The following is a 13588-nucleotide window of genomic DNA, read 5'->3' as shown; positions in this document are numbered from 1 at the left end:
TATTGATGTTAGGAATTATTCAGGCCACACAGATTTGAGAAGATTACTGGAAATTATTTGTATATTTTCATGATGTTATGGTGTAACGTCGTTTATAGTGAGCATATTTTTATCCAGAGTTAATTGACATTATGAAGCAAGAAACAATCGTTCAAAAAATTTGGAATCTATGTAACATACTGAGAGGTGACGGTATCACCTATTACCAGTATGTATCTGAACTAAGCTACCTGTTGTTTCTTAAGATTGCTCAGGAAAATGGTTCAGAAAAACTGATACCAGAAGGCTATCGATGGGCTGATCTCGAGTCTCATTCAGAAGCAGGATTATTAGGCTTCTATCAAGAAATGCTAACCCATTTGGGAGCAAATGTTGAAAATGAAGTTGTAAGAGCGATCTACGCGTTTCCTACGACAGTTTTCTCCCATTCCGAAAATCTAAAAGCTGTTGTAGATGGTATTTCAAAAATAGAGTGGCACCAAATAGGGAAAGATGGGTTTGGTGACCTCTACAGCGGTTTAATTGATAAAAGTGCCCAGGACACTCGTTCTGGAGCAGGGCAGTACTTCACACCACGTCCTTTGGTTAACACTATAGTAAGATTAATACAACCGAACCTAGGGGAGCTAATCCAAGACCCTGCTACAGGAAGTGGTGGTTTCTTAGTTTCTGCTGATAGTTATATTCGAAACAAATGCTCTCGTGAAGAGTACCATGCTAACCCTCCCAAATATCAAGGGGTAGAAATAGAGAAAAATACTCGTCGAATTTGCTTAATGAATACATTCTTGCATGATTTAGACGCGAACATTATTTATGGCGATGCATTGACCGAAGATGCAACGGCGTTGGATGAGGCAGATGTAATTGTTGCCAACCCCCCCTTTGGAAATAAAGCTGGGGGGCAGCGTCCTTTACGAAACGACATTCCATTTCCTAATGCAAACAAGCAACTCGCTTTTTTGCAGCATATTTATTTGAGTCTTAAAGCTGGCGGCCGAGCTGCTGTTGTGTTACCTGATAACGTGTTATTTGAATCTGGTGTCGGTACCGATGTTCGTCAAGATTTAATGAATAAGTGCAACTTGCATACTATCTTGCGCCTTCCAACTGGTATTTTTTATGCCCATGGCGTCAAAACTAATGTGTTGTTTTTCACCAAAGGTTCTGCCAAAAATAAATATCAGGAAGAAAACTGTACTGAGAGCATCTGGGTGTACGACTTGCGAACTAATATGCCCAATTTTGGTAAGCGAACACCCTTTGGTAATTCTGATATTGGCTTTGCGCCAGAAGATTTTGGCACAGACCCACATCTCGGAGCATTCGAAAAAGTATTTGGTGGCAATAATGATGGAACCAGCAAGCGTAATGAAGGTGAATACAGCTTTGGTGCACAAGAGATTGAAGTAGATGAAGAGGCCGTAGAAGTAAACCAGGATATTGATGAGTACCTCGCCCATTCTCGTTGGCGCTGCTTTAGCCGTGAGTGGATTGCCAACAACAAAGGCGACTCACTGGATATCTCTTGGTTGAAAGACAACAACAGCGTAGATGCAGCTGGTTTACCCGAACCGGACCTATTGGCACGGGCGGCAAAAGAAGAATTGGAAGCTGCACTGATTGAGCTGAGTGGTTTACTGGTCGCATTGGAAGGGGCTGAATAATGGTTGCGACTTCTCTACCATGGCTGATAGTTCAGCTGGGTGAAGTAGTTCCCTACGGTAAAACTGAAAAATGTGAATTATCTGACGTGACGAGCGACACTTGGATACTTGAGCTTGAAGATATAGAAAAAGATAGCTCGAAGATTATTCAACGGTTAGATGCAAGTGCACGACCATTTAAGAGCACAAAAAATAAATTCAGCAAAGGCGATGTCCTTTACGGAAAACTGCGACCTTACTTAAATAAAGTTGTCATTGCTGACAACTCTGGTGTTTGTTCGACTGAAATCATACCTCTAAATGCTGAACCAAATATTTGCAACCGATATCTTTTTTACTGGTTAAAAAACGATAAGTTTATAGATTATGTAAACTCTGTAAGCTATGGGGTGAATATGCCCCGGCTTGGAACTCAGGATGGATTAGTTGCCCCATTTGTTCTAGCTCCGCTAGCCGAACAAAAAGTTATAGCTGATAAACTCGACATGCTGTTGGCTAAAGTGGGAAGTTCTAAAGCCCGTCTCGAACGCATCCCTGAAATTCTAAAAATTTTCCGCCAATCAGTCCTCACCTCCGCAGTAAATGGGAAGTTAACGGAGGCGTGGAGAACTTTAAATTCAAAACTTGAATCAAAGGTTCGTGAATTGCCAGAAAACAATAAGACGCGAAGAGGGTTACCGGATAGGGTAGCTTTCCCTGATGCACTAAATGAATCTAATTTTCCTGAGAGCTGGGATGTACTGTCCGTAGCATCATTGTTACGCAAAGGCGCAATAATTGACATTAAAGATGGTAATCATGGGGCCAATCATCCTAAGTCTTTAGAGTTTACTGAAGAAGGACTTCCTTTCATTACCGCCGCTCAGATGAGTGAGCATGGAAAAATTGATTATGCTGGCGCTCCAAAGATTTCTGGAAAACCCTTGGAGAAGCTAAAAGTAGGTTTTTCCCAAGCTGAAGATGTCATTTATTCCCATAAGGGTACAGTAGGTAGGGTAAGTATCGCAGATAGAGCGTCTGTTTTAAGTCCTCAAACCACGTATATAAGATTAAACCAGAAATATATTTCGAACAGCTATTATTCGCTTATGCTCAAGTCTTACGCGTTTACGTCACAAGTAGATGCCATTAAATCCCAAACAACGAGAGATTTTGTTCCTATTACAGCACATTATTCTTTGTTTGCAGTTATTCCCTCCATCGATGAACAGATCGAAATTGCTCGCCGTGTGGAAGAACTTTTCGCTTATGCTGAAAAAATAGAACAAAAAATCATCTATGGGTTAGAGCGGGTCAATAATCTAACTCAATCCATTCTGGCTAAAGCTTTTCGTGGTGAACTCACTGCTGACTGGCGCGCAGCTAACCCAGAGTTAATCAGTGGCGACAACAGTGCTAAAGCTTTGCTTGAAAAAATTAAGGCCAAACGTGAAGCCATCGAGAGACAACCTAAACCAAAACGTTGCGTTATAAAAAAGAAGACAGGTAGCCGTATGAGCAGACAGATCATAAAAGTGGTTGAAGCTTTAAAACAGGCTGGAGAACCTCTTAGTGGCCAGCAATTGTTAGCCGCGGCTGGCTACCCCAGCGACAGCAGTACCGATCAATTGGAACAGTTCTTTTTGGATGTCCGTGAAGCTCTTATCATTGAAGAGTCTATTGTAAAGCTTGAGCGCGGTGACGACAGCCAGGATTGGTTTGCCTTAGCTAAACCACCTATGAATAAAGCTAAGAGCTAAGGATTGCTCATGAAAGTCGACAAACTACATATTCGCTCACGCTTTAAAAATCTTGAAAATGTGAAAGTGGACTTTGACGAAGACCATCTGATGACAGTAGTGGTGGGCCGTAATGGTTCAGGTAAATCCAACGTGCTTGAAGCCTTAGTGGCTATATTTCGTAACGTTGACCTTGGTGAAACTCCACCTTTTTCTTACGAGCTAATTTATCGATTGGGTGAGTGCCACAAACCCAATCAGCCCAGTGAACGATGGTTGGAAATAATCATTGATGCCGATCCAGATCGCGGCACTTTAGCAAAACAATATGAAGTTCGTGTGCGTGACCTTTTAATTGACGCTACACCAAAGGATATTTTTGATGAGCTGCCTTCAGGTACCCTCATCCCATTTTCAAAATTTAAACGGGATAAAAATGGTAATGCACCATACTTGCCGAACTATGTTTTTGCGTACTACTCAGGCCCAAGTGATCGTCTCGAAAACCATTTTAAAAAACACCGTACCGATTTTTATCGTAGGCTACTAGAAGATAAGCTGGATCTAAAAGGTGATATTCGACCATTATTTTATGCTAAACCTCATCATAGCCAATTTGTATTACTTGCTTTTTTCTTATCAGAGCATGACAGCACAGAAAAGGCGTTTTTGCGAGAACACTTAGGCATTGAAGGATTGGATAGTATTCATTTTGTGATGCGTCAGCCTGGGTGGGCTAAACAGAAGGGCGAATTATTTTGGGGAGCACGAGGCGTTGTTCGTCGCTTTTTGGATGAACTGATACAACACACCCTCGCGCCAATAAAAGTGGTTCGCCAAGAAGATACCTCGTTAACCGGTAATAATATTCGTAATGAATTTTTTCACCTATTTTTACCAGATGTAAACGCGCTACGCGAATTTGCAAGTGATCTCAGTGCCGACGAGCTATTTAAAATGCTCGAAAGTACTCTTCTGTCGGAAATTATCTCCGAAGTTAGCATACGAGTGAAAGTTTCTAGCAGCAAAGATCCTCTTACTTTCCGTGAACTAAGTGAAGGTGAACAACAACTACTAACCGTATTGGGTCTGCTCAAGTTCACTGGCGGTAAAGATTCCTTGTTTTTGCTCGACGAACCTGATACCCACCTGAACCCGTCATGGGCTGTTAAATACCTTAAATTCCTGCGTGATTTTGTACCTAATCACGAAACGAGTCACTTACTGATGGTTACTCATCATCCTCTAGCTATTGCAGAGCTTAAGAAAGAGCAAGTTCAGGTTATGAAACGCGATAATGAAAAGCAAATATCTGCCAAGATGCCTGATGAAAACCCGCGAGGAATGGGGATCAACTTAATTTTGCGTAGCGATATGTTTGGTCTGCAGACAACGCTCGACGATGATACTAACCATAGGCTTACCAGTAGGAATGCACTCGCTGCAAAGGAAATTTTATCTAAAGAGAAGTTAGTTCGCGAGCAAGGATTTCCACCTGAGGATGAAGAGCAATACTTAGCCAGGCTTAATGCGCAGCTCGAGCATTTGGGGTTCAACTTAGCAACAGATGACCCAGATTACCTTGAGTTTCTTCGTAATAAGTACCACGCTAAACATGAGGAAAATCATTAATGCGTTGGATTTGTAAGGATGAGATTGAGGAATGCTTGACCCAGGCGTGGGAAGATATGGCTGACCAAGCTAAAGCTGAATTAATTGCCGCTCCGGACGAAGAAGCAAGGAAGGCGATATTAAAAAGAGTCGCTTCCTCAAATGTTTGGCGTGAATTCTATAAATTGTTACCTGACTCTTTAAAGCGAAAATGTTGGTATTGCGAAGCTGAAGAGATCCGGTCAGATATGCCAGTTGATCATTTCAGACCAAAGAATAAGGTTGAAGATGATAAGCAACATGATGGCTACTGGTGGTTAGCATTCGATTGGCAAAATTATCGGTGCGCTTGCACGTTTTGTAATAGCCGTAGAGTTTTTGATGAAACTGAGGGTGGTAAAGCTTGTCGTTTCCCACTTGAAAACCCAGGGGAGAGGGCCTTTACACCTGCGGACCAAAGAAATCTGAGCAATGAACGACCATACTTTCTTGATCCTTTTAACCCCGATGATGAAAAGTTGCTTTGGTTTGATAACGATGGGCTGCCACTCGCTAAGCCATCAGCAACAGTTGAGCAGCAAACAAAAGTACAAAATTCTATTGAAATTTTTCACCTCCACGAAAGCAGAATAGTACGGGCTAGGAACATAATACGCTTAGAGGTAGAGAGGCAGGTTAGGAAAATAAAGGCTAATGATGATGTGCAAGAAGCCAAAGCTAAGCTGCGTCGAATGGTAAAAGATACTGAAAAGTTATCGCGCGCAGCCGTTGTGTACTTGCGGGCGCATAGAGAGATCCCTGAAGTAAAAGAAATATTGAACTTGGATTAGCGCAAGCATTTATTGGACCAGGCGAGCATTTAAGCGCAATTCGTTGAGCGTTGCTTACACCCTAGCCTCAAGGATGGATTAACAAAAACCAATATACATGAATGAATTCTTGCTAAACATTCAATCTCTGCGGGACCAACTTAAGTTGATGCGTTTAGGAGCGAAGAATCGACCAATGCTGACAAACTGGTATTGCATGATGGTATTGCGGCTAAAATTTCCGAAAATGATTCAGTGGTGGATCAACTTCGCCATAACGATATCGAGCAAATTATGCTTGGGGATGCCTTACAGAATGCTGTCATTGAAAGCATGGGGGCGTTTGAGAAACATTCAGTTGTTTACCTGTCTGATAAGGATGTTGCCCGTTTAGCCAACCGTTTCATACATAATGTCTTACTTTAAGGGCTTGGCCGATGAGTTAGTCTTTGACGGGGCTTGTTATGAATTTGCGTAGAAGTTTCGGTATACTGTCCGTACGATGTCTTTAGCCTAGACTCTACTTTTCAGGAGTAACTACGAGCAATAACAAAAAACTCAGCCAAGCTACGCTCAGCCATCTCGGGCCGATATCGTTCGCTCAGTAGCAACTTCTACGGCGGTTGAAACAGAGCAGTCCTCGGAGAGGATCGAAGCTTCCCTTGAAGCGACGCGCAAAAAGTTCGCTCATTTATGTCTTGCGGTTTAACCCTATCTTAATGCTTCTCTGACCCAGTGTCTCATCGGCTCGTAGTTCATTAACACGCCTGCATAAATAGCCAAGATATACTGGGTTTTTGTTTTACTCCCAGCTTTGATAATCCAGCGGTTTGTATCCTCCCTGAACGGCCATCACGTCGACTAATAGTCGCGACAAACGTCCGTTTCCCTCTTTGAATGGATGGATGAGTATTAGCTCTACATGGGTGATGGCGATAGCGGTGACGAGTTGTTTTTCGTCGATGCCGCTAAACGGTGTGTATTGAGCCAGATACCTGGTATCAAATTCGTTCAGCAGTTTTGGCAATTGTGTTGAAGGGGCAAACATAAAGCCGCTTTTGCTGATATTGACCGCTCTTTCTTGTCCAGCCCACTCGTAGATGTTACCTAACCAGCGGCAGTCCCAGCTTTTTAGCATGGCTACGCTGAGCTATCCATCCGGGAACTGTTCTTCAAAAACGGACTGGTAGAGATGTTCTAACAGGACAAGTTCAGCCTCATCCATCTCATCGGAAGCAGAGATACCCAGTTTATTAGCCAAAACCTACTCGCCAGTGTCTTTCGCATACTGTCCTTCACTACTGGATACCTGGTATCGGTTCATGGGATGCCCTGTGTTATTAGAGGGATGGAAAAACAGAGAGATTAAAACGCTGGATGAGCATGGCAAACAATATCCGTAAAATCATGCTGTTACATAAGTGTAGGTTAAAGTATGGTTTTTATGCTCTGGTGGAATATAATCCTTAGTAATCAGTGATAACACACCAATGCATCATCGGCGTATGGCCACTAAAGTCCATTTGCTCTGCTCCTTTCATCGTATTCTCACTCAACATTCATTCTTTTAATTGCCTGAGGCTGGGTCAATGCAGCCTGGAAGTCCCGTTATCGTGGATAAATAACGAAAGCGGGATATTACCATTTTTGCCACAATACCTTCATCCGCCAGTAGGGCTTTCTGGCTGCCGACCATAACAAATTGCCTTAAGCGGTAAAAAGCAAATTTTAACGAAAAAGGTAAAGTGTGGAGCCGTTTCGCAAATTCACCCTGTAACTGGCTGAAACCGGCGGCAAAGGGCTAAATTTTAAGATATTGCTCTGTATGTCACTTCAATGAACGATTACCATGAGTGCTTCCGGTTTCACCTGGCTTATGGATATCCAATGCGTTTTAAGGTTGCTCTTCTTCCGCTTATCACTCTGCTTGCTGCTTGCAGCAGTAAGCCTGCATCTCATCAGCAACCCGCCGTTGTTCCTGCACCTAAAGGCGGTTTTTTACTGGAGCCTTCCCACGCGATTCAGCCTATGTTTGGCGATTTTGCCGGTAATCCAGTTGCTGAGCAGTTCATTGACCAAATGGTGGCAAAGCACGGCTTTAATCGTGAGCAGCTGCACGCGGTCATTGGCCAGGCGAAGCGTCTCGATTACGTACTGCGTTTAATGGACCAGCAAGCTCCAAGCTATACGCCGCCAACCGGACCGAATGGCGCGTGGATTCGCTATCGCAATAAGTTTATTACGCCGGATAACGTGCAGAACGGCGTGGCATTCTGGAATCAGTATCAGGATGCACTGCAGCGTGCGCAGCAGGTCTACGGTGTGCCGCCGGAAATCATTGTTGGTATTATCGGTGTCGAAACGCGTTGGGGCCGGGTGATGGGCAAAACGCGCTTGCTGGATGCGCTGGCAACGCTGTCATTTAGCTATCCACGTCGTTCGGCCTACTTCAGCGGTGAGCTGGAGACCTTCCTGCTGATGGCGCGTACAGAACAAGATGATCCGCTGGATCTACGCGGGTCCTTTGCCGGTGCGATGGGTTATGGGCAGTTCATGCCATCCTCTTACAAGCAATATGCGGTTGATTTTAATGGTGATGGCCACATTAACCTGTGGGATCCGGTTGATGCGATTGGCAGCGTGGCCAATTACTTTAAAGAACACGGCTGGCGTGCTGGAGAAAATGTTGCGGTTCCTGCGAGCGGCCAGGCTCCAGCATTAGAGAATGGCTTCAAAACTAAATATCCCGTCAGCACCTTAGCGGCAAGTGGCCTGACGCCGCAAGGATCGCTGGACGGTAATAATCAGGTAAGTTTATTGCGTCTGGACCTCGGCACCAGCTACCAGTATTGGTATGGCCTGCCAAATTTCTATGCAATTACCCGCTATAACCACAGCACGCACTACGCAATGGCGGTGTGGCAACTGGGTGAAGCCGTCGCTAAAGCGCGTCAGGGCAGTGTCTTTTAATGCTGTCCTTGTAAAGTGTGAGGGTATAAGATGGCGGCCCTTTTGCGGTGCCATCTTCACCGCATCCTACTTCTGAGGAGCGCTTATGAGTACCTTACCTGCCTGTCCTGTATGCCAGGCCGATTACACCTGGCAAGATGGCGATAATCTAAATTGCCCATCTTGTGGTCATATCTGGACGGCAAGTGGCGATGATGCAGTGGATGGTTTAGTTGTACGCGACGCCAACGGTAATTTATTGGTGGATGGCGATAGCGTCACTGTTATCAAAGATCTCAAGGTTAAAGGCAGTTCTTCCACGTTAAAAATCGGCACCAAGGTAAAAAGCATTCGTTTAGTCGAAGGGGATCACAATATTGATTGCAAGATCGAGGGTTTTGGTCCGATGAAACTCAAATCTGAATTTGTAAAAAAGAACTAGAATTAATGACTGGACGGCACCGCGCCGTCCTGCCTGTTTTAACTCCGCAAACGATCCACTTCCGCGCACTGTTCCGCTGTCAGCTCGCCACCATAATTACGCGAGTAGCTGCTCATCGAATCAAATCGGCGGGCGACAGCCGTTTTAATGGTGGTAACAAAATCATCGCCAATAGTGTAAATCGCCATCAGCTTTCCGATGCGCTGTTGAATCTCGGCGAGCTGCGTTACATCCCCAGCACGCCATGCCTGCATCGCTCGGGCAAAAAGCTCCGGCACAATATTGTTCAATCCAGAAATCACACCTGAACCACCAGCCAGTAGATTGGGCAGCAGATATTCGTCGTAGCCAGAAAGTACGGTAAAATCAGCGCGAACTCTCCTTGTTTCATCAATCATCGCGCGGTTGTGCGACAAACAATCCATGGTGTCTTTGATGCCAATAAAATTGGGCAACTCGGCTGCCAGTTCCGCTACTAGCGCTGGCGTTAAATCGCAACCGGTGCGTGCCGGAAAATTATAGGCGAACCACTTGCCGCCTAGCTGTTTATCCAGCGTTTTGAAATAGTTCAGCAGCTGCTTCTGTGTCTGCCCGTAATAATAAGGAGGCAGCACCATCACCGCATCAAAGCCGTTCTGCCAGGCGGCGTCCGCCAGCTGCAGCATATCGGGAATGCAGGTACTGGAGACATTTGCCACCATAGTCAGTGGCGAAAGTTGGCGTGCCTCGTGGATGAGCAGTAGTCTTTCCTGTTGAGTAAGCGATGCAAATTCACCAATACTGCCCATTAACAGCAGGGTATCAATGCCCGATTGACTCAGGCGTGAAAAATGGCGTCCAAGTGCTTCAATGTCCAAATTATTCTTATTATCAAAAGGCGTTACTGAGGGACACCATACGCCGGACAATAGCGGTTTTGCAGACATGCCAGGTTCCTTAATTTATAAAAAATGAAACGTTGTTTTAAGTTAATGGTAACTGCGCATACTCACCAGTCACCAAAGACAAAAAGGTGAGGTATCGCACTATTCTCTTTCTGTGAAGACGGCAAAAACAGGTAGTGTGTGGCTCTTCAGCCAAGACAGGAGCTTTGCCATGCAAGACTGGAATCCCCAGCTGTATCGTCAATTCGAATCGGAGCGTACGCGTCCGGCGCGAGAGTTATTGGAGCGCATTCCACAAGCTGATGTGCGCTTTGCCACTGACCTTGGCTGCGGGCCGGGCAACAGCACGGAGCTGTTGGTGCAAGCGTGGCCGAATGCGCAGATAACCGGGATTGATAGTTCTGAAGCGATGTTACAGCAGGCCCGAGAACGACTGCCTTCTTGCCGCTTTCAGCAGGCGGATATTCGCACCTGGCAGGCCGAGCAGCCGCAACAGGTGATTTATGCAAACGCCTCGCTGCAATGGTTGACTGAACACCACACATTGCTGCCGCATCTGGTGAGTCAATTGGCTGTGGGTGGCACATTAGCGATTCAGATGCCGGACAATCTTGAAGAGCCGTCGCACCGTTTAATGCGAGACGTGGCGGAGCGTGAAAACTGGCAGGGACTGATTTCGCCCCAGGCGGCAGATCGCAAGCGTCTGTTGACCACCGACCAGTATTACGATCTGTTAAGCGATGCGGGTTGTCAGGTCGATATCTGGCGCACCACCTATTATCATCCAATGACCGATGCTCAGGGCGTTATTACCTGGTTACGTGCGACAGGACTGCGTCCTTTCCTCGCGGAGCTGAATGATACGCAGCAAGCGGCTTTTCTCCATGATTATCACCAGGCGCTCATTCCGGCTTATCCCGCTCGTAGCGATGGCAAGGTTTTGTTAGCTTTCCCACGTTTGTTCATGGTTGCAGTGAAAACAGGCTGAGGTAACTGGAAGCAAGTACGCAGAATGGGTCGCTGAAGGTTGAAAAGGGCTTTTCAGCGCACCATTTACTGCTAACGTGAGGCGCCACAACGGGAGAAGGCGATGAACGATGAACAATTGCAGCAGTTGAGTTACCGCATTGGCGAACAGCTAAAAATTCGTCAGGCAACAATCACCGCAGCGGAATCCTGCACCGGTGGCTGGATTGCGAAGATATTTACCGATATTAGCGGTAGCTCCGCCTGGTTTGAGCGCGGTTTCGTGACATACAGCAATCAAGCTAAACAGCAAATGGTCGGTGTGCAGGTTAGCACGCTGGAGCAGCATGGTGCAGTGAGCGAACCAACCGTGCGTGAGATGGCAGTCGGTGCGGGGAAAGCGGCGGCGGCAGAATATGCCATTGCCGTGAGCGGTATTGCGGGGCCGGATGGCGGCACGCCAGATAAACCGGTTGGCACCGTGTGGTTTGCTATCGCGGGCCCTGAGGGCCGCGTATTAGCGCAGCGCAAGATTTTTGCCGGTGACCGGGATGCGGTACGCCGACAGTCTGTGGCCTGGGCGCTACAAACGCTGCTTGATGAATTTCTGACAAATTAAACTTGATACTGTATGACCATACAGTATAATTAGCAGCAACAGAACGAGCGACATATTTGGTGTCTGCTCACCCAGCATGATTAGGAGTGGAAATGGCGATCGACGAGAACAAACAGAAGGCTTTAGCTGCCGCACTGGGCCAGATTGAGAAGCAATTTGGTAAAGGCTCCATCATGCGCTTGGGTGAAGACCGCTCAATGGATGTCGAAACCATCTCTACCGGTTCACTGTCACTGGATATCGCGCTCGGCGCGGGTGGCTTGCCGATGGGACGTATCGTTGAGATTTACGGACCGGAATCTTCGGGTAAAACCACCCTGACTCTGCAGGTTATTGCCTCAGCACAGCGCAAAGGTAAAACCTGTGCCTTTATCGATGCTGAGCACGCATTGGATCCGGTATACGCGAAAAAACTGGGCGTTGATATCGATAACCTGCTGTGCTCACAGCCGGATACCGGTGAACAAGCGCTGGAGATCTGTGATGCCTTGGCGCGTTCGGGCGCAGTGGACGTTATCATCGTTGACTCCGTGGCGGCTCTGACGCCGAAAGCGGAAATTGAAGGTGAGATCGGTGATTCGCACATGGGTCTGGCCGCGCGTATGATGAGCCAGGCAATGCGTAAGCTCGCAGGTAACCTTAAGCAGTCCAATACGCTGCTGATCTTCATCAACCAGATTCGTATGAAGATTGGCGTGATGTTCGGTAACCCGGAAACCACGACCGGTGGTAACGCGCTGAAATTTTACGCTTCTGTTCGTCTGGACATCCGCCGTATCGGTGCGATCAAAGAGGGCGACGAAGTAGTAGGTAGCGAAACCCGCGTGAAGGTAGTGAAGAACAAAATTGCTGCACCGTTTAAGCAGGCTGAATTCCAGATCATGTACGGCGAAGGCATTAACACCTTTGGCGAGCTGGTGGACCTTGGCGTGAAGCACAAGTTGGTTGAGAAAGCCGGTGCCTGGTACAGCTACAACGGTGAGAAGATTGGTCAGGGTAAAGCTAACTCAACCAACTTCCTTAAAGAGAATCCAGCGATTGCGAATGAGATCGACAAAAAGCTGCGTGACTTGCTGTTGAGCGGTGATGCAGTAGCAGCAGACACCGCGAAAATCTCGGCTGAAGATCGCGAAGAAGCCAGCGAAACTAACGAAGATTTCTAAAATATTAACGGGAGCAGAGATGCTCCCGTTTTGCTTTTCCCCGCCAGCGCTTTTCCTCCTCGCCTTCTTGCTTTACCCTGCGACCCTGCACGACTGTTAGAACAAGGTTGATCATATGTCATCGTCACCATCTGTGGCACCTGTGCCAACATATTCCCGTTTGCTGGACCGCGCCATGCGTATCCTTACGCAGCGCGATCACAGTCGCGAAGAGCTGAAACGTAAATTGCAGCTCTCTGCACAGCGTGCAGCCTATTTGCAGCAGCAGGAAAACACGCCCATTCCCGATGAGCTGCTGGAAAAAGTGCTCGACTGGTGTCAGGAGAGCGGTTGGCTCAACGATGAACGCTTTACCGAACGCTTTATTCAAAGCCGTGCCCGGAAGGGATATGGCCCACAGCGCGTGCGTATGGAGTTGCAGCAAAAAGGCATTGGCCGCGATGAGATAAATCAGGCGCTGTTCGATACCGACATTAACTGGAGCCTATGCGCCGCCGATCTTGCCAAACGCAAATTTGGCGAGCCCTTACCGCAAACCTGGGCCGAGAAAAGTAAGGTACAGCGTTTTTTAATGTCGAAAGGCTTTATGATGGAAGATATTCAGGCTGTTTTCAGAAATAGTGACGACTGAAAGGCGATGTGATTTTACTTCCCACTGAAGAAAATTTATCTTATTCCCACTTTTTGTTCCTCAGTCAGCGGCAGGCCGGATGGATGTGGTTTGCCAGCGAAAGGGAACGTTCGTTAGCGTGATTCCAGG

The 13588-nt window shown here is 46.6% G+C and carries 12 protein-coding genes and 1 pseudogene; 11 read left to right on the top strand and 2 right to left on the bottom strand.

Annotated features, from left to right (window positions below):
- Positions 1-131 precede the first annotated feature (131 nt).
- The 5 genes from WH298_RS04910 to WH298_RS04890 all read left to right on the top strand — a co-directional run bounded on the left by WH298_RS04910 (position 132) and on the right by WH298_RS04890 (position 6231).
- Positions 132-1667: a class I SAM-dependent DNA methyltransferase gene (locus WH298_RS04910; protein ID WP_180822336.1), complete on the top strand. Its 1536-nt coding sequence runs from the start codon at positions 132-134 to the stop codon at positions 1665-1667.
- Positions 1667-3406 (top strand): restriction endonuclease subunit S, encoded by a 1740-nt coding sequence (locus WH298_RS04905; RefSeq protein ID WP_180822335.1) that lies wholly within the window; start codon positions 1667-1669, stop codon positions 3404-3406. Before WH298_RS04910 ends, WH298_RS04905 begins: the two co-directional genes overlap by 1 nt.
- A gap of 9 nt (positions 3407-3415) precedes the next feature.
- Positions 3416-5017 carry an AAA family ATPase gene (locus WH298_RS04900; RefSeq protein WP_180822334.1) on the top strand — a complete coding sequence of 534 codons (1602 nt, stop codon included), beginning with the start codon at positions 3416-3418 and terminating at the stop codon, positions 5015-5017.
- Complete coding sequence (locus tag WH298_RS04895; protein ID WP_180822333.1) at positions 5017-5826, top strand: HNH endonuclease family protein; 810 nt, start codon at positions 5017-5019, stop codon at positions 5824-5826. Before WH298_RS04900 ends, WH298_RS04895 begins: the two co-directional genes overlap by 1 nt.
- A gap of 237 nt (positions 5827-6063) precedes the next feature.
- Positions 6064-6231 carry a hypothetical protein gene (locus WH298_RS04890; protein ID WP_180822332.1) on the top strand — a complete coding sequence of 56 codons (168 nt, stop codon included), beginning with the start codon at positions 6064-6066 and terminating at the stop codon, positions 6229-6231.
- Between the two features lie 285 nt (positions 6232-6516).
- Here WH298_RS04890 and WH298_RS04885 read toward each other — a convergent pair.
- Positions 6517-7129: pseudogene (locus WH298_RS04885) on the bottom strand (Fic/DOC family protein).
- 563 nt (positions 7130-7692) lie between these two features.
- Between WH298_RS04885 and mltB the strand changes: the two are divergent.
- Positions 7693-8775, top strand: a complete 1083-nt coding sequence (gene mltB, locus WH298_RS04880; RefSeq protein ID WP_007893263.1) for a lytic murein transglycosylase B — start codon at positions 7693-7695, stop codon at positions 8773-8775.
- An 85-nt stretch (positions 8776-8860) separates the two neighbouring features.
- Positions 8861-9196, top strand: a complete 336-nt coding sequence (locus WH298_RS04875; protein WP_007893266.1) for a zinc ribbon domain-containing protein YjdM — start codon at positions 8861-8863, stop codon at positions 9194-9196.
- 38 nt (positions 9197-9234) lie between these two features.
- On the opposite strand, the gene WH298_RS04870 is transcribed toward WH298_RS04875, so the two are convergent.
- Complete coding sequence (locus tag WH298_RS04870) at positions 9235-10122, bottom strand: dihydrodipicolinate synthase family protein (protein WP_180822331.1); 888 nt, start codon at positions 10120-10122, stop codon at positions 9235-9237.
- A 169-nt stretch (positions 10123-10291) separates the two neighbouring features.
- Between WH298_RS04870 and tam the strand changes: the two genes are divergently transcribed.
- The 4 genes from tam (at position 10292) to WH298_RS04850 (ending at position 13459) form a co-directional block, all read left to right on the top strand.
- Positions 10292-11068: a trans-aconitate 2-methyltransferase gene (gene tam / locus WH298_RS04865; RefSeq protein WP_180822330.1), complete on the top strand. Its 777-nt coding sequence runs from the start codon at positions 10292-10294 to the stop codon at positions 11066-11068.
- A 102-nt stretch (positions 11069-11170) separates the two neighbouring features.
- Positions 11171-11665 (top strand): nicotinamide-nucleotide amidase, encoded by a 495-nt coding sequence (gene pncC / locus WH298_RS04860; RefSeq protein ID WP_180822329.1) that lies wholly within the window; start codon positions 11171-11173, stop codon positions 11663-11665.
- Positions 11666-11757: 92 nt separating this feature from the next.
- Entirely contained in the window at positions 11758-12828 is a 1071-nt protein-coding gene (gene recA, locus WH298_RS04855; RefSeq protein ID WP_007893274.1) for a recombinase RecA, read from the top strand.
- Positions 12829-13003: 175 nt separating this feature from the next.
- On the top strand, positions 13004-13459 hold the full coding sequence (locus tag WH298_RS04850) for a regulatory protein RecX (RefSeq protein WP_180822328.1): 456 nt from the start codon (positions 13004-13006) through the stop codon (positions 13457-13459).
- Positions 13460-13588 lie beyond the last annotated feature (129 nt).

This window comes from Pantoea nemavictus, assembly GCF_037479095.1.
GTDB lineage: Bacteria > Pseudomonadota > Gammaproteobacteria > Enterobacterales > Enterobacteriaceae > Pantoea > Pantoea nemavictus.
Note: the sequence above shows the minus strand (reverse complement) of the source record. Positions and strands in the feature narration are given on the sequence as shown.

Bases quoted from the DNA above. Each gene is read 5' to 3' on its own strand.
- WH298_RS04895 (WP_180822333.1), top strand. From the start codon at position 5,017: ATGCGTTGGATTTGTAAGGATGAGATTGAGGAATGCTTGACCCAGGCG.
- WH298_RS04910 (WP_180822336.1), top strand. From the start codon at position 132: ATGAAGCAAGAAACAATCGTTCAAAAAATTTGGAATCTATGTAACATA.
- mltB (WP_007893263.1), top strand. From the start codon at position 7,693: ATGCGTTTTAAGGTTGCTCTTCTTCCGCTTATCACTCTGCTTGCTGCT.
- WH298_RS04875 (WP_007893266.1), top strand. From the start codon at position 8,861: ATGAGTACCTTACCTGCCTGTCCTGTATGCCAGGCCGATTACACCTGG.
- WH298_RS04850 (WP_180822328.1), top strand. From the start codon at position 13,004: ATGCGTATCCTTACGCAGCGCGATCACAGTCGCGAAGAGCTGAAACGT.
- WH298_RS04900 (WP_180822334.1), top strand. From the start codon at position 3,416: ATGAAAGTCGACAAACTACATATTCGCTCACGCTTTAAAAATCTTGAA.
- WH298_RS04870 (WP_180822331.1), bottom strand. From the start codon at position 10,122: ATGTCTGCAAAACCGCTATTGTCCGGCGTATGGTGTCCCTCAGTAACG.
- WH298_RS04905 (WP_180822335.1), top strand. From the start codon at position 1,667: ATGGTTGCGACTTCTCTACCATGGCTGATAGTTCAGCTGGGTGAAGTA.
- tam (WP_180822330.1), top strand. From the start codon at position 10,292: ATGCAAGACTGGAATCCCCAGCTGTATCGTCAATTCGAATCGGAGCGT.
- recA (WP_007893274.1), top strand. From the start codon at position 11,758: ATGGCGATCGACGAGAACAAACAGAAGGCTTTAGCTGCCGCACTGGGC.
- pncC (WP_180822329.1), top strand. From the start codon at position 11,171: ATGAACGATGAACAATTGCAGCAGTTGAGTTACCGCATTGGCGAACAG.